General features: G+C 69.4%; 18 protein-coding genes. 7 read left to right on the top strand and 11 right to left on the bottom strand.

From position 1 onward, the window contains the following. The first annotated feature begins 45 nt into the window (after window positions 1–45). Complete coding sequence (locus tag HNR16_RS11585; RefSeq protein ID WP_158039870.1) at window positions 46–771, top strand: hypothetical protein; 726 nt, start codon at window positions 46–48, stop codon at window positions 769–771. Between the two features lie 467 nt (window positions 772–1238). Here HNR16_RS11585 and HNR16_RS11580 read toward each other — a convergent pair whose 3' ends face one another. The 3 genes from HNR16_RS11580 to HNR16_RS11570 form a co-directional block, all read right to left on the bottom strand. Further along, window positions 1239–2348, bottom strand: a complete 1110-nt coding sequence (locus HNR16_RS11580) for a Gfo/Idh/MocA family protein (RefSeq protein WP_158039869.1) — start codon at window positions 2346–2348, stop codon at window positions 1239–1241. Beyond that, a complete protein-coding gene (locus HNR16_RS11575) occupies window positions 2345–3127 on the bottom strand; it encodes a sugar phosphate isomerase/epimerase family protein (RefSeq protein ID WP_158039868.1) in 783 nt (260 codons plus the stop codon). The genes HNR16_RS11580 and HNR16_RS11575 overlap by 4 nt, the downstream gene beginning before the upstream one ends. An 80-nt stretch (window positions 3128–3207) precedes the next feature. Next, complete coding sequence (locus tag HNR16_RS11570) at window positions 3208–4332, bottom strand: aldo/keto reductase (RefSeq protein ID WP_158039867.1); 1125 nt, start codon at window positions 4330–4332, stop codon at window positions 3208–3210. On the opposite strand from HNR16_RS11570, the gene HNR16_RS11565 reads away from it, so the two are divergent. The 3 genes from HNR16_RS11565 (at window position 4262) to HNR16_RS11555 (ending at window position 6779) form a co-directional block, all read left to right on the top strand. After that, window positions 4262–5155 (top strand): sensor histidine kinase, encoded by an 894-nt coding sequence (locus HNR16_RS11565; RefSeq protein ID WP_158039866.1) that lies wholly within the window; start codon window positions 4262–4264, stop codon window positions 5153–5155. The genes HNR16_RS11570 and HNR16_RS11565 overlap by 71 nt on opposite strands. Then, a complete protein-coding gene (locus tag HNR16_RS11560; RefSeq protein WP_158039865.1) occupies window positions 5152–5769 on the top strand; it encodes a response regulator transcription factor in 618 nt (205 codons plus the stop codon). The genes HNR16_RS11565 and HNR16_RS11560 overlap by 4 nt, the downstream gene beginning before the upstream one ends. A gap of 167 nt (window positions 5770–5936) precedes the next feature. Further along, a complete protein-coding gene (locus HNR16_RS11555) occupies window positions 5937–6779 on the top strand; it encodes an alpha/beta fold hydrolase (protein WP_158039864.1) in 843 nt (280 codons plus the stop codon). Window positions 6780–6931: 152 nt separating this feature from the next. Here the strand turns inward: HNR16_RS11555 and HNR16_RS11550 are convergent, their stop codons facing one another. Together HNR16_RS11550 and HNR16_RS11545 are read right to left on the bottom strand one after the other, a co-directional pair. Further along, window positions 6932–7876 carry a zinc-binding dehydrogenase gene (locus HNR16_RS11550; protein ID WP_158039863.1) on the bottom strand — a complete coding sequence of 315 codons (945 nt, stop codon included), beginning with the start codon at window positions 7874–7876 and terminating at the stop codon, window positions 6932–6934. Between the two features lie 213 nt (window positions 7877–8089). Then, window positions 8090–9580 (bottom strand): plasmid pRiA4b ORF-3 family protein, encoded by a 1491-nt coding sequence (locus HNR16_RS11545; protein WP_218868439.1) that lies wholly within the window; start codon window positions 9578–9580, stop codon window positions 8090–8092. Between the two features lie 315 nt (window positions 9581–9895). Between HNR16_RS11545 and HNR16_RS11540 the strand changes: the two genes are divergently transcribed. Further along, window positions 9896–11245 (top strand): M20/M25/M40 family metallo-hydrolase, encoded by a 1350-nt coding sequence (locus HNR16_RS11540; protein WP_158039861.1) that lies wholly within the window; start codon window positions 9896–9898, stop codon window positions 11243–11245. Between the two features lie 417 nt (window positions 11246–11662). On the opposite strand, the gene HNR16_RS11535 is transcribed toward HNR16_RS11540, so the two are convergent. The 4 genes from HNR16_RS11535 to HNR16_RS11520 all read right to left on the bottom strand — a co-directional run bounded on the left by HNR16_RS11535 (window position 11663) and on the right by HNR16_RS11520 (window position 16006). Further along, window positions 11663–12010, bottom strand: a complete 348-nt coding sequence (locus HNR16_RS11535) for a hypothetical protein (RefSeq protein WP_158039860.1) — start codon at window positions 12008–12010, stop codon at window positions 11663–11665. Beyond that, entirely contained in the window at window positions 12007–13188 is a 1182-nt protein-coding gene (locus HNR16_RS11530; protein WP_225737790.1) for a TRAFAC clade GTPase domain-containing protein, read from the bottom strand. Before HNR16_RS11530 ends, HNR16_RS11535 begins: the two co-directional genes overlap by 4 nt. A gap of 192 nt (window positions 13189–13380) precedes the next feature. After that, a complete protein-coding gene (locus HNR16_RS11525) occupies window positions 13381–13995 on the bottom strand; it encodes a TetR/AcrR family transcriptional regulator (RefSeq protein WP_158039859.1) in 615 nt (204 codons plus the stop codon). Between the two features lies 1 nt (window position 13996). Further along, on the bottom strand, window positions 13997–16006 hold the full coding sequence (locus tag HNR16_RS11520) for an MDR family MFS transporter (RefSeq protein ID WP_158039858.1): 2010 nt from the start codon (window positions 16004–16006) through the stop codon (window positions 13997–13999). 228 nt (window positions 16007–16234) lie between these two features. Between HNR16_RS11520 and HNR16_RS11515 the strand changes: the two genes are divergently transcribed. Next, entirely contained in the window at window positions 16235–16654 is a 420-nt protein-coding gene (locus HNR16_RS11515; RefSeq protein WP_158039857.1) for a helix-turn-helix transcriptional regulator, read from the top strand. A 20-nt stretch (window positions 16655–16674) separates the two neighbouring features. Continuing rightward, window positions 16675–17085 carry a VOC family protein gene (locus tag HNR16_RS11510; RefSeq protein ID WP_158039856.1) on the top strand — a complete coding sequence of 137 codons (411 nt, stop codon included), beginning with the start codon at window positions 16675–16677 and terminating at the stop codon, window positions 17083–17085. On the opposite strand, the gene HNR16_RS11505 is transcribed toward HNR16_RS11510, so the two are convergent. Both HNR16_RS11505 and HNR16_RS11500 read right to left on the bottom strand, forming a co-directional pair. After that, the gene (locus HNR16_RS11505; protein WP_158039855.1) at window positions 17076–17456 is read right to left on the bottom strand and encodes a nucleotidyltransferase family protein; all 381 of its coding nucleotides are present in this window, start codon (window positions 17454–17456) and stop codon (window positions 17076–17078) included. The genes HNR16_RS11510 and HNR16_RS11505 overlap by 10 nt on opposite strands. Window positions 17457–17887: 431 nt before the next feature. Continuing rightward, window positions 17888–18763, bottom strand: coding sequence for a hypothetical protein (locus HNR16_RS11500; RefSeq protein ID WP_158039854.1), 876 nt, complete (start codon window positions 18761–18763; stop codon window positions 17888–17890). Window positions 18764–18877: the final 114 nt, after the last annotated feature.

Below are 18877 nucleotides of genomic sequence, written 5' to 3'. Positions count from 1 at the left end.
CGGCAGATCGAATGAAGTCGATCCTGTTCTCCCGGAGGTGAGCATATGAAGCGCAAGGACGTCACTCGCGAGGCGCTTCATCGTGCCGCTCTGCGTTCCACGCGGGCGTCGGCAGCGTTGGAGAACAGGTCGGTGCCGGTCGGTGTCACTCGCTCTGAACGGGTCGAGCGCTTCCTCGCCGCGCGTTTGACGGGCATCGAGCCCGGCTATGGCAAAACGCCGGTGGACCCGGAAGAAGCAGACGCCCTCACCCCACAGGCTCGTGAGATCTTCGGCGATGCGCCGAAGAAGATCGACCTCTACGAGGCCGAGCAGGCGGTCAACGATGAGGTCAGCATCGCGTTTCTCGACGACATCGCCGACGGGCGACTCGTGCTCGCCGATATTCTCACGGACGCGTTCCTCCGTGGCCTGCATCAGAAGCTCTACGGAGACCTGTGGACGTGGGCAGGTCGATACCGAACGCGTGATCTCAACATCGGCGTCGAACCCCAGCGCATCGCCGTCGAGCTCCGCGGATCGCTCGACAACAGGCGGTACCGGTGGGAGCACACCGACGACTGGACAGCACGCGAACTCGGCATCGCCGTGCATGCCGATCGACAAGCGCCGATACATCGCCTTGCTGCGCGAGTACGACCTCACCAGAGATCCTCAACCGCTCGCCGCGTTCGTGCCGGTCCAGAGGCTCGACGACGGCGAGAATCGGTGACCAAATTGGTGACCAGAAACCCTCCCGAGTGGCACGAACCAGCCCGATTCACTGCGTAGCTGTCGGTAGCTCGCGCTAGACTCAGCCCCATGAGATCCCTGAAATTACGGGGAGCTCCACCGATTCGGGGGTTCGTCCGGGCGGGCCAGGCGACTCTCAGTTGTTCTTGGTTCGAGTCCAGGTACCCCAGCTCTGAAACCCTCCGATCCTCGCGATCCGGAGGGTTTTTCGCTCCCCAGCCGCGTTCCGGGCGGTTTTCGGGCTTCCGGGGCACCCCGAACCCCGAGAACCACCCGGAACTCCGGCGGCCGCATCGGCCCACAGTCTCCGAGTCGCCGCTGCGTCGGCGCGGCTCGCGCAGCGGCGATGCCGCGCCCGCGACGGGTGCCGCGCCCGCGACGGGAGCGCCACAGAAAGCCGGGTTGTTGCTACCGGGCCCGGGGCCCGGTAGCAACAACCCGGCTTCTTGTGCGCCTCTTCGACGTGTCCCAGAGGGTGCGCAGGGCTTGCCGCGCACCCGACTCGGTCATACTCCTTCCCGTGCATGTGCGGCGCCCGGCGTCGGGCGGGGCACGCTGGTCGGCGTCGTGAAGCTGGTGCGCAGCTCCACGCGCGAGCCCGTTCGGGCGGACTCCTCGATCGCGAGGAGCGTCTCGAGCACGTGACGGGCGAGCTCGGTCGAGGCCGCGAGCGGCGTCCCGTCGCGGAGGGCGCGGACGATCGAGAGGACGCCGAGGCCTCGGGACTCCGCGGGCGTGGGCGACGGGAGTTCGGTCGCGTCCTGCTCCCCGGCGCGGAGCACCGTCGTCACGCCGTCGAAGCGGTTCGGATCGGGCAGCGTCACCGTGGCCTCCGTCGTCGTGACCTCGAGGATCCCGAAGCGGCGGAGGGGCGAGTCGAAGCTGAAGGACAGGTTCGCGTGGGCACCGGAACGGTAGCGGACGATCGCGGAGACGGTCGTGTCGACCTCGACGGGGAACTTCTCGCCCGCACGAGGGCCGGTGCACACTGTGCGAACCGCTTGCGGGCGCTGTCCGGCCGCCACGACGTCGACCGCGGGCCCGAACACACGCGCGAGGGCGGTGACGTAGTGCGGGCCCATGTCCATCACGGGCCCCGCGCCGCGTGCGAAGAGGAAGTCGGGGTTCGGGTGCCACCAGTCCGGACCGACGTACTGGAACGCAGCCTGCGCGGTGAACGGGGTACCGAACTCGCCCCGCGCGAGGGCGCCGGCGGCGGTCCGGAACGCGCCCCCGAGGAGCGTGTCGGGTGCGACGCCCACGAGCACGCCGGCCGCACCGGCGGCCGCGACGATCGCGTCCGCGTCGTCCTCGCTCAGCGCGATGGGCTTCTCGGACCACACGTGCTTGCCGTGCGCGATCGCGGCGAGCGTCACCTCGGCGTGCGCGGCGGGCGGCGTCAGATTGACGACGATCTCAAGCCGCGGGTCCTCGATGACGCTCGCGGCGGTCCCGGCGCGCGGGATGCCGAACGCCTCGGCGACCGCTCGCGCTCGATCGACATCGAGGTCGCCGACGGCGACGACCGTCACCTCGTCCGACTCGGTCAGGGTGCGCAGGTAGTCGGCGCTGATGACGCCCGTGCCGACGACTCCGACCGCGATCGGTGCGCTCATCGCTCGCCCTCGACGAGCGTCTGCACCCGGTGCCGCGCATCGGCGATCGTCTGCTGGAGGTCGCCGTCGAAGTCGTCGAACTCGACGACGAGCGTCGACGCACCGGGCGCGGCCGCGAGCACCGCCGGAGCATCGAGGACGCCCGCGCCGAACGGCACCTGCTTCGCGAGATCCGGATCGATCGCGCCCGTCGCCGTCGCCGGGCCGTCCTTCAGGTGGAGCAGACGGACCCGATCGCCCAGCTCGGTGAGCAGCCCGACGACGTCGGCGCCGCCCACGGCCGCCCAGTAGACGTCCACTTCGAGCACGACGACGGCGTCGAGTGCGCCGTCGAGCACGAGCAGGGCGGGCGTACCGTCGATCAGCGAGGACAGCTCGACGTCGTGATTGTGGTACCCGACGTGCAGGTCCCACGCCGCCGCCTCCTCGGCGAGCGCGTTGAGGGCCTCGGCCGTCCGCAGGATGCCATCGCGCGTCGTCCACGCCGCCGGGTCGACGCGCGGATCGATGACCGTCCCAGCGCCGAGGGCGCTCGCGGTGTCGAAGATCGGCGCCGCGTCGCGCCCGACGAGCTGGGCGTGCACGGACGGAACGCGAAGGCCTCGCCGTTCGAGCTGGCCCCCGAACGTCGCGGACAGCTCGATGGGCCGGAAGAGTTCCACCGCCGTGTACCCGGCGTCGACGATCGTGTCGAACGTGGCCTCGGGGCTCGTCGCGAGCTGGTTCCGGAGCGTATAGAGCTGGAGCGCGATGTCACGCTCCGATCGTTTCGGCGGCATGGTGGCGGGCAGGTCCTCTCGTGTGGTGCGATCGCGTTCGCGGTCCGGGCGTTCGGGGCACAGCGACCGAGCGTGAGTGGTCAGGGCGCGGGGCTCGGCGCGGTTTCGCTCGACGTCGCCGGGTTCGTGGCAGTGGCGTCCTCAGCGGTGCGGCTCGAGGCCGCGGGGTAGAGCCGATCGAGCGCCGCGAGGGTCTCCTCGTCGAGCGGCGGGGCCTGCAGCGCGGCGATGTTCGCGTGCAACTGCTCGACCCGACTCACGCCGAGGATGGCACTCGTCACGGCCGGCGCCCGCAGTACCCACTGGAGCGCGAGCTGCGCGAGCGTTCGAGCGTGACGCGTCGCGAGCTCGTTCGCCTCGCGGGTGCGCGCGAGGTACGCGTCGTCGATGAACTCGGTGCCGAGGAACGGGCTCGAGCCGGCCCGCGCCCCGGCCGGGGCGCTGCCGGCGAGGTAGTGGTCGGTGAGCAGGCCCTGCGCGAGGGGCGAGTACACGACGCCGCCCACACGCTCGGCGCCGAGCACATCGTGGAGTCCGCCGGATTCCGCGTCGCGGTCGAGGAGGGAGAACCGGTGCTGGTGGAGCGCCAGGGGCACGCCCGCCGCCCGCAGTTTTGTCGCGTACTCGGTCGTCGTCGCGGCATCCGCGTTGGAGATCCCGACGTAGTGGGCTCGGCCGCTCGTGACGGTGTGGGCGAGTGCGGCGACGGTCTCGTCGACGTCGACCTCGGGGTCCGGGCGGTGCAGGTAGAACACGTCGACGTGGTCGAGTCGGAGGCGACCCAGGCTCGCATCGAGCGCCTCGAGCAGGTGCTTCCGCGAGCCACCGGCGCCGTAGGCACCGGGACCGATGCGATTGCCCGCCTTGGTGGACACCATGATCTCGGAGCGGTGCGCGGCGAGATCCCGCGCGAGCACCGAGCCGAGCACCTCCTCGGCGTGACCGTGGGGCGGGCCGTAGCGGTTCGCGGTGTCGATGTGCCAGATGCCGGCGTCGAATGCGGCCAGCAGCCGTTCGCGTTGGTCGTGAACGGGCGTGTGCTCGCCGAACGTGTGCCAGAGGCCGAGCGACAGCGTCGGGAGCACGAGCCCCGTCCTGCCCGCGCGGCGGGCGTCGAGGAGTTCGGTGGGGTGGGTGATCGGCTCCTTCTCGGCGGCGAGCCCGATCAGTTTCGTTCCCTTCGCGCTCGTCGGTGCCCTCCTCATCGTGCGGATGCGGGCTCGGCGGCTGTGGCTGGCGGCCTTCGCCGCGCTCGTCGCGCTGATCGGCGCCGGGGCGTTCGCCTTCCACCCGTTCGCCCCGGTCCTCGTCGTGGAGTACCTGCTCGTCCCGGCGGGCGGCACGCTGTTCATCGCCGGCGTCATCCTCGTGAGCGAACAGGCGTGGCTGCTCGCGCGGCGTCTCGAGCGGGCACGGGAGGCCGAGGCGGCGCTCGCGGTCGAGCGGGAGCGCGTCCGGTTCGCGGGTGACCTGCACGACATCCAGGGGCATTCGCTGCACGTGATCAAGCTCAAGGCGGTGCTCGCCTCGCACCTCGTGCGAACGGATCCGGTGCGGGCCGAGCAGGAACTCGGCGAGATCCGTCGTCTCGCCGACGAGACGATCACGCACACGCGGACGCTCGCGTACGCGCAGCACGAGCTGAACCCGACCGCGGAGGTCGAGAACGCGAAGCGCCTCGTCGAGGCGGCGGGGATCGCCGTGACGGCACGGATCGAGGGCGGAACCGGGCCGTCGCCCCATCCGCTGCTCGCGCAGGTGTTGCGCGAGGCGACGACGAATCTGTTGCGGCACGCGAAGCCGAACGACGTGACGATCACGATGGGACGGGAGTCCGTCGTGATCGCGAACGACGGGGTCATCGATGCCGTGCCCGAGCCGGTTGCGTTGCGAGGCCTCGCCCGACTCCGGACACGCGTCGAGGAGGCGGGTGGATCGCTCGCGATCGCACGTCCGCCCGGTCGATTCGTGCTGACCGCGCGGATCCCGCAGCGGCCCGGCGGCCGCCCGGACGGGGACGCGGCATGACGGGCGACGAGCCGATCAGGGTCGTGCTGGTCGACGACGAGCAATTGCTTCGCGCCGCGCTCGCGGCGCTCCTCCCGCTCGACGGCACCATCGAGGTGATCGCGCAGGCCGACAGCGGCACCGAGGCCATCGCCGCCACGCTCCGGCACGAGCCCGACGTGCTCGTCATCGACTTCGAGATGCCCGGCACGGACGGGCTCGAGGCGGTCGCCGCGATCCGTGCGGAACGTCCCGAACAGCGCGTCCTGATGTTGACGCGCCACGCTCGCCCGGGCGTGCTGCGTCGCGCGCTCAAGCTCGGGGTGCAGGGGTTCATGAGCAAGAGCGCCGACCCGGAGGACATCGTCGAGGTCATCCGCGCACTGCACGGTGGCGGGCGCTGGATCGCGCACGAGGTGCTGGAGGCGTCGGTCGTCGACGACTCACCGCTCACCGACCGTGAGGCCGACGCACTGCGGGAGACGCGCGAGGGATATGCGGTGACCGAGATCGCGAAGCGGCTCCACCTCGCGCCCGGGACGGTGCGCAACTACCTGTCGAGCGCGATGCAGAAGACGGCGGCCACGACCCGGCACGAAGCGGCCCGGATCGCGCGCGACCGCGGGTGGCTCTGACCGCGTGGGCTCCGACCGAGAATGGCTCCGACCGCGGCGTGGGGTCGGGGGCGATCGCACGCGATGGTGCCGTGTATCGGGACGTCACATCGACCGACCTCGGATCTCACCCTGGCAACGTGTCCCATGACACCTCCCGCCCGCGACGCAGAAGCGAGGAAGCACGTATGGGGCACATCACCGTCGGAACCGAGAACAGCACACCGATCGAGCTCTACTACGAGGACCACGGTGCCGGTCAGCCGGTCGTGCTGATCCACGGATACCCGCTCGACGGGCACAGCTGGGAGCGCCAGAGCAGGGAACTGCTCGCGCAGGGATACCGCGTCATCACCTACGATCGCCGGGGCTTCGGGCAGTCGTCGAAGGTGGGTACCGGCTACGACTACGACACCTTCGCAGCCGACCTGCACGCGGTCCTCGAGACCCTCGATCTGCGCGACGTCGTGCTCGTCGGCTTCTCCATGGGGACGGGGGAGCTCGCGCGGTACGTCGCCAACCACGGCCACGACCGGGTCTCGAGGCTCGCGTTCCTCGCCTCGCTCGAGCCGTTCCTCGTGCAGCGGGAGGACAATCCCGACGGCGTGCCGCAGGACGTGTTCGACGGTATCGAGGCCGCGGCACGGGGCGATCGGTACGCGTGGTTCACCGACTTCTTCACGAACTTCTACAACCTCGACGACACCCTCGGCTCGCGCATCAGCCGCCAGGTCGTCGACGCCAACTGGAACGTCGCGGTCACGAGCGCGCCCGTGGCCGCCTACGCCGTGGTGCCGACGTGGATCGAGGACTTCCGCGGCGACGTCGAGGCCGTGCGGGCGGCCGGCAAACCGAGCCTGATCCTGCACGGCACGGCGGACAACATCCTGCCGATCGACGCGACGGGGCGGCGGTTCCACGAGGCCTTCCCCGAAGCCGAATACGTCGAGGTCGAGGGGGCACCGCACGGGTTGCTCTGGACGCACGCCGACGAGGTCAACGCGGCGCTGCGGTCGTTTCTGGCCTCGTAGCCGATGTCGGTGGCGGGCGCGGTGACGCGTTCGTCACGGAGCGGCCCGGCGGCCGATGGGGTCGGCGAGGACGCGTGTGGCACCGGGAGCGGGGCGGGCAGCAGCGATCGGCCAGTTCGTCGCAGGGGAACGGTCGGTCGCGGCGGCCCGGCTCAGGCCCCGGTGGGGCGGTCGGCGTGCTCCTGGTCGACCCGGAAGACGACGCGGCCGGCGTCGCGCCGTGCCCCGTCCGTGATCCACGTCGCGAGGGCCGTCCAGGAGCGGACGTCGAGCGGGCCGACGTCGAGCGACGGATCGGCCCCGAGCAGGGCCATCTCGGTGTCCAGCTCGGGTTCCGTGCCGAGGAAGAAGCTCGTGATGCTGCGATCGGACGTCGACGGGTCGGCGACGAACGCGCCGTAGGGGAAGTGCTCGTCGGCACCCGCGGCGTGGCCGAGCGCGATGACGGTGCCGCCGCGTTCGAGCAGTGCGTAGGCGTCGACGAGGTGCGGGCCGCCGATCATGTCGATCGCACCGTGGACGCGGCGGGTGACGGATGCCGGGGTCGCGTGCGTCTCCGCCGCACCGAGCGCGCGCAGCTCCGCGTGCCGGTGCTCGTCGCGTGCGACGGCGACGACGTGCGCGCCGGAGCGTGCCGCGAGCTGCACGGCGAAGCGGCCGACCGCGCTCGTCGCGCCGACGACGAGGACGCGTCGCCCGAGCAGGGAGCCGAGCCGGCGCACCGCCCGCAGCGCGCTCGTCGCGGGGACGGGGAGTGTCGCGAGTCGCTCCGGTGACGCGTCGGCCGGGGCGGCGGCCGTCATCGCGAGCGGCACGACGCGGCGCTGCGCCCAGCCGCGTGCAGCGAGGCCGAGGAAGAGCACCCGGTCACCCGCGCGGGGGCCGTGCCCGTCCGCGGCCGGCTCGATGACGATACCGCTGCCGTCCCAGCCCGGGACGCTGCCCGCTGCGGCCCCGGTGAGCGCTGCGAGATCGCCGGGGTTGGGGGCGAACGCCTCGACCCGCACGAGCACCTCGTCCGGTGACGGCACGGGCTCGGGCACGTCCCGGAGGGCGAGGCCGCCCGGGGCCTCGGGGTTCGTCGTCCACGCCAGCACGCTCCCGATCGTCGCACGGACGGAGCGGATCCCGGCCGACGACAGTCCGGCGCGGCGGTTCGACGGCCGACGAGTTCGAGACCACCATGGTCACGAACTCGTCCCCGCACTGTGATCGACCGCGGTCACCACGCCATGCCGTAGCCCTGTGGCCGTGGCGAGTCGGATCGGACGCGGAACGGGATGACCGGGCTGTCGGGCGGTGCGAGCGCGTCACGTTTCCCGACTGTCCCCGACACGGGCCTCCCCGACACGTCGACCACGGATGATGCGGCGGGCGAGCGCGGCCACGGCCTCGTTCACGCCGTGCAATCGACGCCCGCTGCGGGCGTCGCCGGAAAGCAGCATGAGTGTGCCGAGCGTCGGGCTTCCCGACGGGGGAAGTGCGCCGGGCGCATCCCGGTCGCGCCACCCGAGGTCGAACAGGATCTCGGCGATGCGATCGGGCCACTGTTCCGACGGTGTCGCGCACGCGGCCACCGCGAGTGCAGCCCACCCGGCGTGGCGATCGGCGGGAGACGTGCCCAGCGGAAGGCGGCCGGCGATGTGCCGCAGGAGGGCCTGCGGATCGTGACCATGACGGGCGATCGTGCGCGCCGGGGTGATGCGTCCGTGTCGGACCACCACGAGACCGAGCGCACGCGCGAGTGCGCGCAGGTTCGCGACCGGTGTCGTGAGGTCTTCGCGGTTCGCCTTCCCGATCCACCATTCGGCGATGCCGGCGTGCTGCGCGATCTGCTCGACCACGGCAGGCTTCAGGTAGCCGGCCGCAGTGAGGTCCGTGCCGTTCCCGATGGCCTCGAGCAGCACGCGGAACGGTTCGGTCAGTTCGGCGGCCGAGTCGTCGTCGATATCGGTGGGGCCGTCGGCTGCGGGGTGTGCGAGGGTGTCGCGGAGTGCTCGCGAGCCGCGGTCGCGTGACAGCTCGAGCAGCGAGGCGAGCTCCTCGCCGACGGGGCCCGGTTCGGCGCTTGCCGCCGCGAGCCATGCGTTCGTCTCCTCGGCGTCGAAGGCATCGGGATGCCAGCCCTCGGGTAGCCACGCGCGCCCCTCGTCGACGCTGTCGAAGACGTCCGGGCGCAACGTGTCGTCGTAGTCGCTGCGTACCCAGGCCGCGAGTTCGTCGTACCCCCACGTGCCGCCGCAGTCCTCGGGAGGGCAGGCGAGCCGTCCCCCGATGCACGTCGGTGACGGTGGCGGTGTGTCGAGGACACGTTCGACGCGCAGGACATGTTGCCAGTTGTCGCCGAAGTCGTAGTCGTACCAGAGCCGGTCGCCCTCGTCGGCGACGAGCTGGTCGAGGCGCACCCCGTCCTCCGGCATTCCCTCATCGCCCTCGTCGAGGTCGAATCCGGTGAGGAACTCGGGGGCGTACGGGTCGTGGCCGGTTCGGAAACGATGCAGGTGGCTGTCCGTCCACCCCATGGCTGCCTGGATCACCTCGTGCAGTTGCGGCAGGGTCGTGTCGCCGGCAATCTCGAGCCGACGCCACACGGGGGGCTTCGTGCGCGACAGATCCAGTCGCACGCGAAATCCTCGAACGGTCGTCGGCACCGGCAGGAGTCGCGGCTCGGGTCGAGTGGGGAGACCGGTCGGGGCGAGCCCGCCGACGAACAGGGCGGCACGCTGTTCGGGACTCAGCTCGGGGAACGCGTGCTCGATGAGCTTCTGAAGATCGGGTGCCTCGAACTCGTGTGGCGTCACGCGTGTCTCCTCGCCTTGACGGACGTTCGTCGACGATTCTTCCCGATGAGGCGTGGAGATGCCCACAGGCGGAGTGGGAAAGGGGTGCGGGTGGGGCGGGTGAGCTCGGGTCGAGTACGGACGGCGCAGGCAGGAGCATCCGGGTGGCCGACGTCCGAGACGGGAGTCGCGTGTCGTCGTCGCGCACATGAGTGGCGGCCGACATCGACAGGCGTCCCGTGCCACCGCGAGCGGTCGGCCGAATCACGCACGGTGCGCGTTACGGCGCGAGTCGCTCGTCTTGGCGAATCCGGTCCGGCTCGATGAAATGGCGTCATGACGACGACATCGGGTGCGGCCACGGACGGGGCGCACGAGGGGCGGATCGAGGGCGAGTCGCTCGAGTTCGCCCGGGGACTCATCCGCATCGACAGCGTCAACACCGGGGTCACGGAGACCACGGGTAACGGGGAGGCACGGGCAGCGCGATTCGTCGCCGAGCGGCTCGCCGAGGTGGGATACGAGCCCGAGTGGTTCAAGCCCGTGCCGGGGCGCGCGAGCATCGTCGCGCGATTGCGGGGGACCGACCCGGCGGCCGGGGCGCTCGTCGTGCACGCCCACCTCGACGTCGTCCCCGTGGACGGCCAGGCGTGGACGCATCCGCCGTTCGGGGCGGAGACGCACGACGGCATCCTGTACGGCCGGGGCGCCGTCGACATGAAGGGGTTCGCGGGCACGATGCTCGCCGTCGCGCGGGCCCTCGCCCGCGAGGGGCGAGCACCGCGCCGTGATCTCGTCTTCGCGTTCTTCGCGGACGAGGAGGCCGGCGGCCGATACGGTTCGCGTTGGATCGTCGCCGAGCGGCCCGAGGTGTTCGCGGGTGCGACGGAGGCGCTCGGTGAGGTCGGTGGATTCTCGCTGCCCCTGCGCGAGGGGCGGCGAGCGTATCTCGTCGCCACGGGGGAGAAGGGCTCGGTGAGCATCGACCTCGTCGCGCGGGGCCGCGCGGGGCACGGGTCCAGACCCACGCCGGACAATGCCGTCGTGGCGCTCGCGCGAGCCGTGACGGCAGTCGCCGATCATCCGTTCCCGATCGTGCGCACGCCCGCGCTGGATCGCTTCATCGGCGTCCTCGCGCGTGAGTTCGGCGCAGGCCCCGTCGGCGACGAGGCCCTCGACGGGTTCCTCGAGCGGCTCGGTCCGCCGGGGCGTCTGATCTCGGCCGCGGCGCGCACGACCGTCTCGCCGACCGTGCTCGAGGGTGGGGTGAAGCGCAACGTGATCCCGGCCGAGGCGCGCGCACAACTCGACATCCGCACCGTCCCCGGACACGAACGGACCATCGCCGCCGAGCTGCGGGCAATCGTCGGGAACGGGATCGAGGTCGTGGAGCGCGGCTCGATCCCCGCGATCGAATCGCCGATGGAGGGCGAGCTCATCGAGCTGCTGCAAGCGGCGATCACCGGGGAGGATGCGGACGGCATCATCGTGCCGTTCCAGATGCCCGCGAACACCGACAACAAGGCCCTCGCGCTGCTCGGCATCCGCGGCCACGGCTTCACGCCGCTGCGCTTGCCGAACGACTTCGACGCGTTCGGGCAGTTCCACGCGGCCGACGAACACGTGCCCGTCGAGAGTCTGCGATTCGGCGGGCGTGTGCTGTGGCGGGTGCTTCGGGGGTCGTGACACATCGGCCGCACCTTGGCGTCGACTGTCGCCGACGTTCTCGCGTTCTCGACCGCCCCAGTAGCAACGGGCCCACGGAGCCAATCGGCGGGCGTCCCCGACAGCTTCGCGGCTCGGGCCGGAAGTCGACGGATTGCATCGCCCGGTCGCGGCTCGAAACCCGCGCCGCCTATGCACTCGTATGCGAACACCCGCTCAACTCTTCGTTCCGCTCGCTGACGCTCACGCCGGTCGCGTGGGCCATCGACCATGCCGCACTCTGTGCACGGCCCGAGTGCATCACTATCGTTCCCTGACCTCATGGGGGGCCAACAATGTGGAAGACCCACGGCCGATGTCGACGCGCTCGCCGCCTCGATGGCGAACGGTGCGGTCTGTGCAGCGAGTCGGATGGGGAATCCGTAGCGGTAGGCGGTGCTAGGGAGCGGGGTCGCTGTCCCACAGCCGCGCATATTCGGCGGAGACGGCAGCCCACGCCAGACCGGGAGCATCGGTGAGCGAGGGGAGCTGGCCGGTGTCGGTGTGACGGATGACGAAGTCGTGCAAGATGGGCCGCCCGGCGCGGTCCTTGCGTCCCGCTGGGTCGGGGAAGCGGACGACGAGTTCGTCGCCGACGAGCTCGCAGAGCTCGCGACGCTCGGACACTTGGGCGAAGGCCTCCTCGTAGGCAGGCAGCGGGTCGGTGTACCCGCCATCGCGGAGAAACCGAAACCCCCAATGGCGACCTCGGGTCGCCCAGATGAACGAACCCGGCTCGAGGGTCACTTAGCGCTCCTGAGTAGAGTCCGCTTCGCCTCCGCCGTGTTGAGGTCCAACTGGAACTGTGTGAGCGTGGCCGTAACGTAGTTGCGTTTCGCCAGGGCCTTCTCGTTGAGGTCCCGGAGCGCGTCGTTCGCGACCCGCGACGCCGCGTCCACGACGTCCTTGTTGAGGAAGGCCAGGGCGGCTGCCAGTGGCAAGGGGATGGCCTTGCCGAAGAACTTCTTCCCGAGGAGCGCCGCACCGAGGACATAGAACCCGGCGCCGAGCAGGTTCTCCGCGACCTTACCGGGAAGGTTTTGGAGTTTCGCCCACCTCGCGTGGCGTTCGAGGGGGAGGATCGACGCGACCGGCAGCACGAGGTCGACGCCGCGTCGCTCGGAGAGGTCGATCTTCCCTGGTTCGAACTTGCCCGACGAGAGCAGGAGGAAGTCCTCGCCGACCGACATCGCATCGGGCGCTTGCACGAAGCTCTTCAACACCGAGCGGAGTTCGTTGATGTCGTCCGCCGCTTTGAGGTCGAGCATGTCGCGGAACGCGTACGCATCCATGTCCGGGAGCAGGTCTGCCTTTGAGAGGGCCACCATCCAGATTCGGGGGAACTGGACGAGTGGCTTGCCGTCAACGAGGACATCGTCCTTGAGTGTGAGGAGCCCGTTCATGTAGTTGTTGAAGAGCGATTTGAGGTAGCGCTCCTCCTCGCCCGCGTGGTCGAGGAGGCGCTGTCCGTCGACGAGAAGCAGCGCCACGTCGGAGTGGAGGAGAGCGCGGAACGTGTCGATGCGTCGCTGCGCTTCTTCGCCCGTGAGGCTCTGCTCGAACCATTCGCCCGGGTAGTCGTGCCACACGAGCCGCAGGGCGTCGAAGGGTTGGTCCTTCGGTGCCCGCGCGGCCGGCGGCTCCTTGAGCTTGATGGAGAACGCGTAGGAGGTCGCAGCGAACTGCGTGGCGAGCGGCGGGGTCGCTTCGTCGCGCATACCGAGATAGTTGCGATTGAGTCTCGAGCCCTGTCCGATGTCGTTCGCGACGACCCGGTACAGGCTGTTCTCAACGAACGCGGCCTGTTGCGCCGCGCCGTAGAACGAGGACACGAGCACGGTCTTTCCGCTCGAACTCTCACCGAAGACGGCGATGTGTTGTTCAAGTTCATTCTTCTTCTCTGGCATGGGTTCAAGGTAGGGCATACCTGGGACATCGCGAGTGAACGGGTGGCGCAGGTTTGTGCCAACGACTGTGCTTCCATCCTCGTCGCGGACCGGCGTGACGAAGTGGTTTCGGGATCACCTCGCGGGACCTGATCGGATCGCTCGCGAATTGAGCCGAGCGCGATGCCTTGTCCCTCCGCGGCTTCGACTCCGTGTGTTGCCCGGGGAGGACTACGTCGTTGCGTCGTTAGGCTCAGCCAGCATCGCGTGCCGGGCGGCGAGCAACTCGTCCATGGTCCCGAGCAGACGCGCCGTGGTCAGGGTGACCTCGTCGGTCGGTTCGTGCAGGAGCGCTCGGAACGACGTCAGCGCGAGCGTGATCGCGGCGTCGGCGGTCTCGGGGGAGGCGGTGCGCTCCTGGATGAGCGCGGAGAACTCCGTCTTGAGCTTCCCCATCCACTGGGCCAGGGGCTCGGCGATCTGCGGTTGCGTCTCGAACAGCTTCTTGATCCTCGCCCGCTCCGCCCCCGCGTTCATCGCATCGACGAGCAGCTCACAGACCGCCGGCATGAGCTCGCCCGTGGCGTTCCGGAACCGTTCCGCGGACTCGGGCGAGACGACCTGGTCGCGAAGGTTGAGCGCGGCGGCGGACTTCGAGGGGAAGTAGTTGAAGAACGTGCGGGGCGAGACGCCGACGTCCTCGCAGATCTGCTCGACCGTGGTGCCATCGAGCCCGTTCTGCTCGACCAGGCGCAGGGCGGCGTCGTGCAGGGCCTGCCGCCGCAAGCGCTTCTTGCGTTCGCGCAGCCCCTCCGTCGGCCGCCCCGCGTCGTGATCGTCACTCATCTCAGCTCGACACCCTGATCGTGCCGGTCTCGCTCACGCCGCTCTCGTCGGCTCGCTCCTGCAGTGCGGAACGCGTGCGCAGCGGGGGAGCCTTGAAGAACCAGCTCAGTACGAACGCGAGCATCAGCACGCCGAAGCCGATCCAGTAGATGACGTCGATCGCCTGCGTGAAGCCGACCATGAACGGCTTCGTCAGCGCGGCGTCCGCGCCGTTCAGGAACGAGGTGTCGCTCACCGAGCTGCTCGCCCCGCCGGAGTCCGATGCGGCGTCCGTCGCGATGCGCTCGGCGAGATCCGGGACGAGCTGGTCCACCCAGTACGTCCGCTGCTCGGCGTTCGACCAGTCGACCGACACGCCGCCGCCGACGACCGATGCGTGTGCCTGCTCCGCCACCGTCTGCAGGGCCGCAGACTGCGCGTCGCCCAGCGCCTGCTGCACGCCCGCGTCGATCGCGCTCGCCGCCGCCGATTCGGGCAGCTGCCCTGCTGCGACCGCTTGATTCACCGACTCGGTGACGGCGCTCGTGACCGCGTCGCTCGCCGCCGACGTCGCCTGCGTCGCCGCGTCGTCGAGCTGCTGCTGGATGGTGGTCTGCAGGGGACCGACGATCGGCGTCCAGAGCTGCGCCATGACGGCCTGGTTCCGCTCGGCTCCCGCGACCTCCGGGTCCAGTGCGGCGTCGAGGGCCGCGGTGAGCGTCGGCTTGTCGGCCATGCTGTGCGTGATGTTCGCCGGCAGCATCGTGAACAGGACGGACAGCATGATCGCGGTGCCGAGCGTGCCACCGATCTGGCGGAAGAACGTCGCCGCGCTCGTCGCGACGCCCATGTCGGGCGCCTCGACGGCGTTCTGGCTCGCCATCGTCAGGGTCTGCATGAGCTGACCGAGACCGAGGCCGATGACGAACATCCCGAGCATCATGAACCAGAGCGGCGTGGTCGCCGACACGAAGGTGAGGATCAGGAAGCCGATGGCTGTCGTGAGCGTGCCCGTGCGCGGGAAGAAGCCGTAGCGTCCCGTGCGCGCGGTGATCTGGCCGGCCGCGACGGACGAGGCCATGAGCCCGACGATCATCGGGAGCATCGCGAAGCCGGATTCGGTCGGTGTGAGGCCGATGACGATCTGCATGTAGAGGGGGATCGTCATCATCGCCCCGAACATGCCGAAGCCGACGAGGATGCCGATGACGGTCGCCCACGAGAACGCGTTCGAGTTGAACAGTCGCATGGGGATGATCGCGTCGTTCTTCATCGCGATCTCGATGAATACGAACGCGACGGCCCCGAGCCCGCCGACGACGTAGCAGGCGATCGAGATGAGTGAGCCCCAGCCCCACTCGCGGCCCTGCTCGGCGACGAGCAGCAGCGGGACGAGCGCGACGATCACCGCGGTCGCACCCCACCAGTCGATTCGCGGGTTCGCGTGTGTGCCCACCTTCGGCAGGTGCAGGAACGCGATGACGATCGCGAGGGCGATCAGGCCGATCGGGATGTTGATGAGGAACACCCAGCGCCAGCCGGGGATCCACAGGATCTCGCTCGCGCCCGCGAACAGGCCGCCAACGAGCGGGCCCACGAGCGAGGAGATGCCGAAGACGGCGAAGAAGTAGCCCTGGTACTTGGCGCGCTCGCGGGGGGCGAGGATGTCGGCCATGATCGCGAGCGGGAGGGACATCAGCGCACCCGCGCCGATGCCCTGCACGGCACGGAACCCGGCGAGCATGAGCATGGAGGTCGAGAACGTCGACAGCAGCGAGCCCAGCACGAAGACCGTGATGCCGAAGATGAACAGCGGTCGGCGGCCGAGGATGTCGGAGAGCTTGCCGTAGATCGGGACCGAGATGGTCGAGGTGATGAGGTACGCCGTCGTGACCCACGCCTGCTGATCGAGGCCGTGCAGGTCGTCGCCGATGGTGCGGATGGCGGTGCCGACGATCGTCTGGTCGAGCGACGAGAGGAACATGCCGGCCATGAGCCCGTAGATCACGAACATGATCTGACGATGCGTCATGACCGGCTTCGGTGCAGCAGCCTGCGGCACCGGCTGCGGGCCGGTGAGCGATGAAACCGTGGACATTGCGTCCTCTCGCGAGGGGTGATGAAAATTGCGGACGCGCAATATTACATCCCTGCAAGGTTTCGTCAACTCGACTCCCGGCGACCGTCGAGGTGCCGGGCTCGACCGGGTCGGCGGCGTGTGTGAGAGTCGTCCGCGGGGCGATCGCACGAAGGAGCGGGGATGAACGATGCAAGGCTCGACGACGTCGCCGTCATGCGGCGGGTGCGCGATCGGATCGATCGGGAGTTCGCTCGCCCGTTGAACGTCGAGGAGCTCGCGCGGGGCGTGCACATGTCGGCGGGACACCTGACGCGCGAGTTCCGGCGCGTCTCCGGCGAGCCGCCGTACTCGTACCTCATGACGCGGCGCATCGAGCGGGCCATGACCCTGCTGCGGCGGGGTGATCTGTCGGTGACGGCGATCTGTTTCGAGGTGGGGTTCTCGTCGCTGGGCACCTTCAGCACGCGGTTCACGGAGCTCGTCGGCGTCTCCCCGAGCGCGTATCGGCGCGATTTCGCGCGCGCGACGGAGGGCATCCCCCACTGCCTCGCGCGGCAGGTCGGCAGACCGGTCAGGAATCGAGAAGCCGGCGGCCACTGAACCTTCGTAGCGTGGGCGGCATGAACAACGTCATCATCCATTACGCCTTCCTCCCGCACACCGACGCGGACGCCGCGCTCGGGTTCTATCGCGACGCGCTCGGCTTCGAGGTGCGCCAGGACGTCGGCTACGAGGACCTGCGGTGGATCACCGTCGGCCCCGTCGACCAGCCGAAGACGTCGATCGTGCTGCACCCGCCGGTCGTCGACCCCGGCGTCACCGAGGAGGAGCGCGCCACGGTGCTGCGCCTCATGGCGAAGGGCGTGCTCGGCGCGGTGACGCTCGGCACGAACGACCTCGACGCCTTCTTCGAGAGGGTCGAGGCTGCCGGCGCAGAGGTCGTGCAGGAGCCGACCGAGCAGGACTACGGGGTGCGCGACTGCGCATTCCGCGATCCGTCGGGGAACCTCGTGCGGGTCAATCAGCTCTGAGGACGTGAAGCGGAAGGCCGTGGCTCACGCATACGTGGGGAGTTCAGCGGGACCGTTTCTCGCAGCGCCGTCTCGGATACCCGGCGTTTCAGGAGCTCGGCCGGGAAGATGTCGATGTCGTCCCTCCCGAAGAGGTCACGCGTTTCCTCCATGAGGCCAGCGGCGCGCAACAAGATGTTGCCGTCGGACGCATCCATGTCCACGAGCACATCGACGTCGCTGTCCGCGCCCGCAGTTCCACGTGCGACGGAACCGAACAGGTGCGGATTCGTGGCCCGGTACTTCGCCAGCAGCGCAGCGAACTCGACTCGGCGACCGTCGAGCACATCGCGCAGGGCGATGGTTGCCGGTGTCTTGCCGGACGTGGACATGAAGGGAGGGTACCTGGGCGGCGTGTGCGTTTGCGGGCCGAGCCGACGACTGTCGTCGGGCATGGGCAGACCCGAGGACCGATTAGGTGCTTGGGAAGGCGGCGACAACCGGCGCCACATCGGTGTTCGATGTCGGCCACGCCCGTCGGGGCCGTTGTCGCGCAAGAGGTCGAGCCTGCCGCAGAACATGATGGGCGGCCCGCTGCTGTCCCTGCGGTGGCGGTTCTGCATCACGACGAAGCGCGCTTCACGACGAAGCCTGCCCGAGTATGCGGCTTCTAGCACGTCCCCGCAGGCGTCGGTGCGGTGCCTTCGTTCGCGGACAACCCTGCAGTCGGGGAGGCGGGAGGGCACCGTCTTGACCTCCCTGTTGGAGAATGCCTCCCTGCGTCGCCCCACCAGGGGTGGTGAGTGTCCCAACTCATTCAGTTTCACGGTGAAGTTCGGTTTGGGGCCGCCCCACTCGGCGCGGCAAGACCCCACTGGATTCCAAAAGCGAGCCTGTTTCGTGACGACGCCGCCGAGTCCGCGAGCGCGAGTCCACTCAGGATTCGGAGGACCGTGGATGCGCTCGGTTGCCGCCCATCGGCCTCTGCCGCGACAAGGTCGCTCACGCCGGTGGAGACGAGGTCGTGTGCTGCGCTCTCACCGTCATCGTCGTGCGCGTATGCGGGCATGAGATTGGTCAGGGCGATGACCGGTGCGAAGACGGGGAGAAGGATCGGGCTGAGGACGACGCCGACGAGTCTCAGGACGATGAATCTGGCGGGCAGCCAGCGAGTTGGCCGTTGGGGTGAAGCGTCGGTAGCCCGTTGCAAGCTGCGAAGAACGAGGGCAAGGAGAGCAGGGCTTGCTGCGACGGCTCCGAACCACAGTACGGGCGCGAAGTTTCCGGAGATCTGCACCGCAAACACGAGCGAGAGCGTGCTCAGCGTGATGAGGCCAGCTCCATTCCTGTGCCGGGCGAGGGCCGTCGCGCAACCTGCCGCGACGACGACGAGCGCACCCTCGAGCCATGCGTCCTTCAGCGACGCAGTCCAAACCAGAGTCGCTTCGAGCCAACGGACTTGGGTGACTCCGAGGCCGCCGAGGAGTTCGATGAGCCAAGCGACTGGTGTCGTGACGGGCTGTAGGCCATGAATCGGGTCGACCATCGCTACGACGTGCTCGCCACTGCTGGTCCAGAACCACGCACTGACGATTCCGATGACCGTCCACTGGGCGATTCGCTCCCATCCCACACCAAAGGCTGTCGATACGAGGATGTGCGATTGAGCAAGGGCGCCGGGTATTGCGCTGAGTGACATGTCGACCTCCGTCTTTTTCGGCACGGTATACCGGCCTTCGGACACGGGCTGCTCTCGTCCGGTGCTGCGCGTGACGACTAGACTTGCCCCTACCGCGCGCCGACGCTTCACCCC

This window comes from Pseudoclavibacter chungangensis, assembly GCF_013410545.1.
Classification (GTDB): Bacteria; Actinomycetota; Actinomycetes; order Actinomycetales; family Microbacteriaceae; genus Pseudoclavibacter; species Pseudoclavibacter chungangensis.
Note: the sequence above shows the minus strand (reverse complement) of the source record. Positions and strands in the feature narration are given on the sequence as shown.

Bases quoted from the DNA above. Each gene is read 5' to 3' on its own strand.
- HNR16_RS11585 (WP_158039870.1), top strand. From the start codon at position 46: ATGAAGCGCAAGGACGTCACTCGCGAGGCGCTTCATCGTGCCGCTCTG.
- HNR16_RS11580 (WP_158039869.1), bottom strand. From the start codon at position 2,348: ATGAGCGCACCGATCGCGGTCGGAGTCGTCGGCACGGGCGTCATCAGC.
- HNR16_RS11575 (WP_158039868.1), bottom strand. From the start codon at position 3,127: ATGCCGCCGAAACGATCGGAGCGTGACATCGCGCTCCAGCTCTATACG.
- HNR16_RS11570 (WP_158039867.1), bottom strand. From the start codon at position 4,332: ATGAGGAGGGCACCGACGAGCGCGAAGGGAACGAAACTGATCGGGCTC.
- HNR16_RS11560 (WP_158039865.1), top strand. From the start codon at position 5,152: ATGACGGGCGACGAGCCGATCAGGGTCGTGCTGGTCGACGACGAGCAA.
- HNR16_RS11555 (WP_158039864.1), top strand. From the start codon at position 5,937: ATGGGGCACATCACCGTCGGAACCGAGAACAGCACACCGATCGAGCTC.
- HNR16_RS11540 (WP_158039861.1), top strand. From the start codon at position 9,896: ATGACGACGACATCGGGTGCGGCCACGGACGGGGCGCACGAGGGGCGG.
- HNR16_RS11530 (WP_225737790.1), bottom strand. From the start codon at position 13,188: ATGCCCTACCTTGAACCCATGCCAGAGAAGAAGAATGAACTTGAACAA.
- HNR16_RS11525 (WP_158039859.1), bottom strand. From the start codon at position 13,995: ATGAGTGACGATCACGACGCGGGGCGGCCGACGGAGGGGCTGCGCGAA.
- HNR16_RS11520 (WP_158039858.1), bottom strand. From the start codon at position 16,006: ATGACGCATCGTCAGATCATGTTCGTGATCTACGGGCTCATGGCCGGC.
- HNR16_RS11515 (WP_158039857.1), top strand. From the start codon at position 16,235: ATGAACGATGCAAGGCTCGACGACGTCGCCGTCATGCGGCGGGTGCGC.
- HNR16_RS11510 (WP_158039856.1), top strand. From the start codon at position 16,675: ATGAACAACGTCATCATCCATTACGCCTTCCTCCCGCACACCGACGCG.
- HNR16_RS11505 (WP_158039855.1), bottom strand. From the start codon at position 17,456: ATGTCCACGTCCGGCAAGACACCGGCAACCATCGCCCTGCGCGATGTG.
- HNR16_RS11500 (WP_158039854.1), bottom strand. From the start codon at position 18,763: ATGTCACTCAGCGCAATACCCGGCGCCCTTGCTCAATCGCACATCCTC.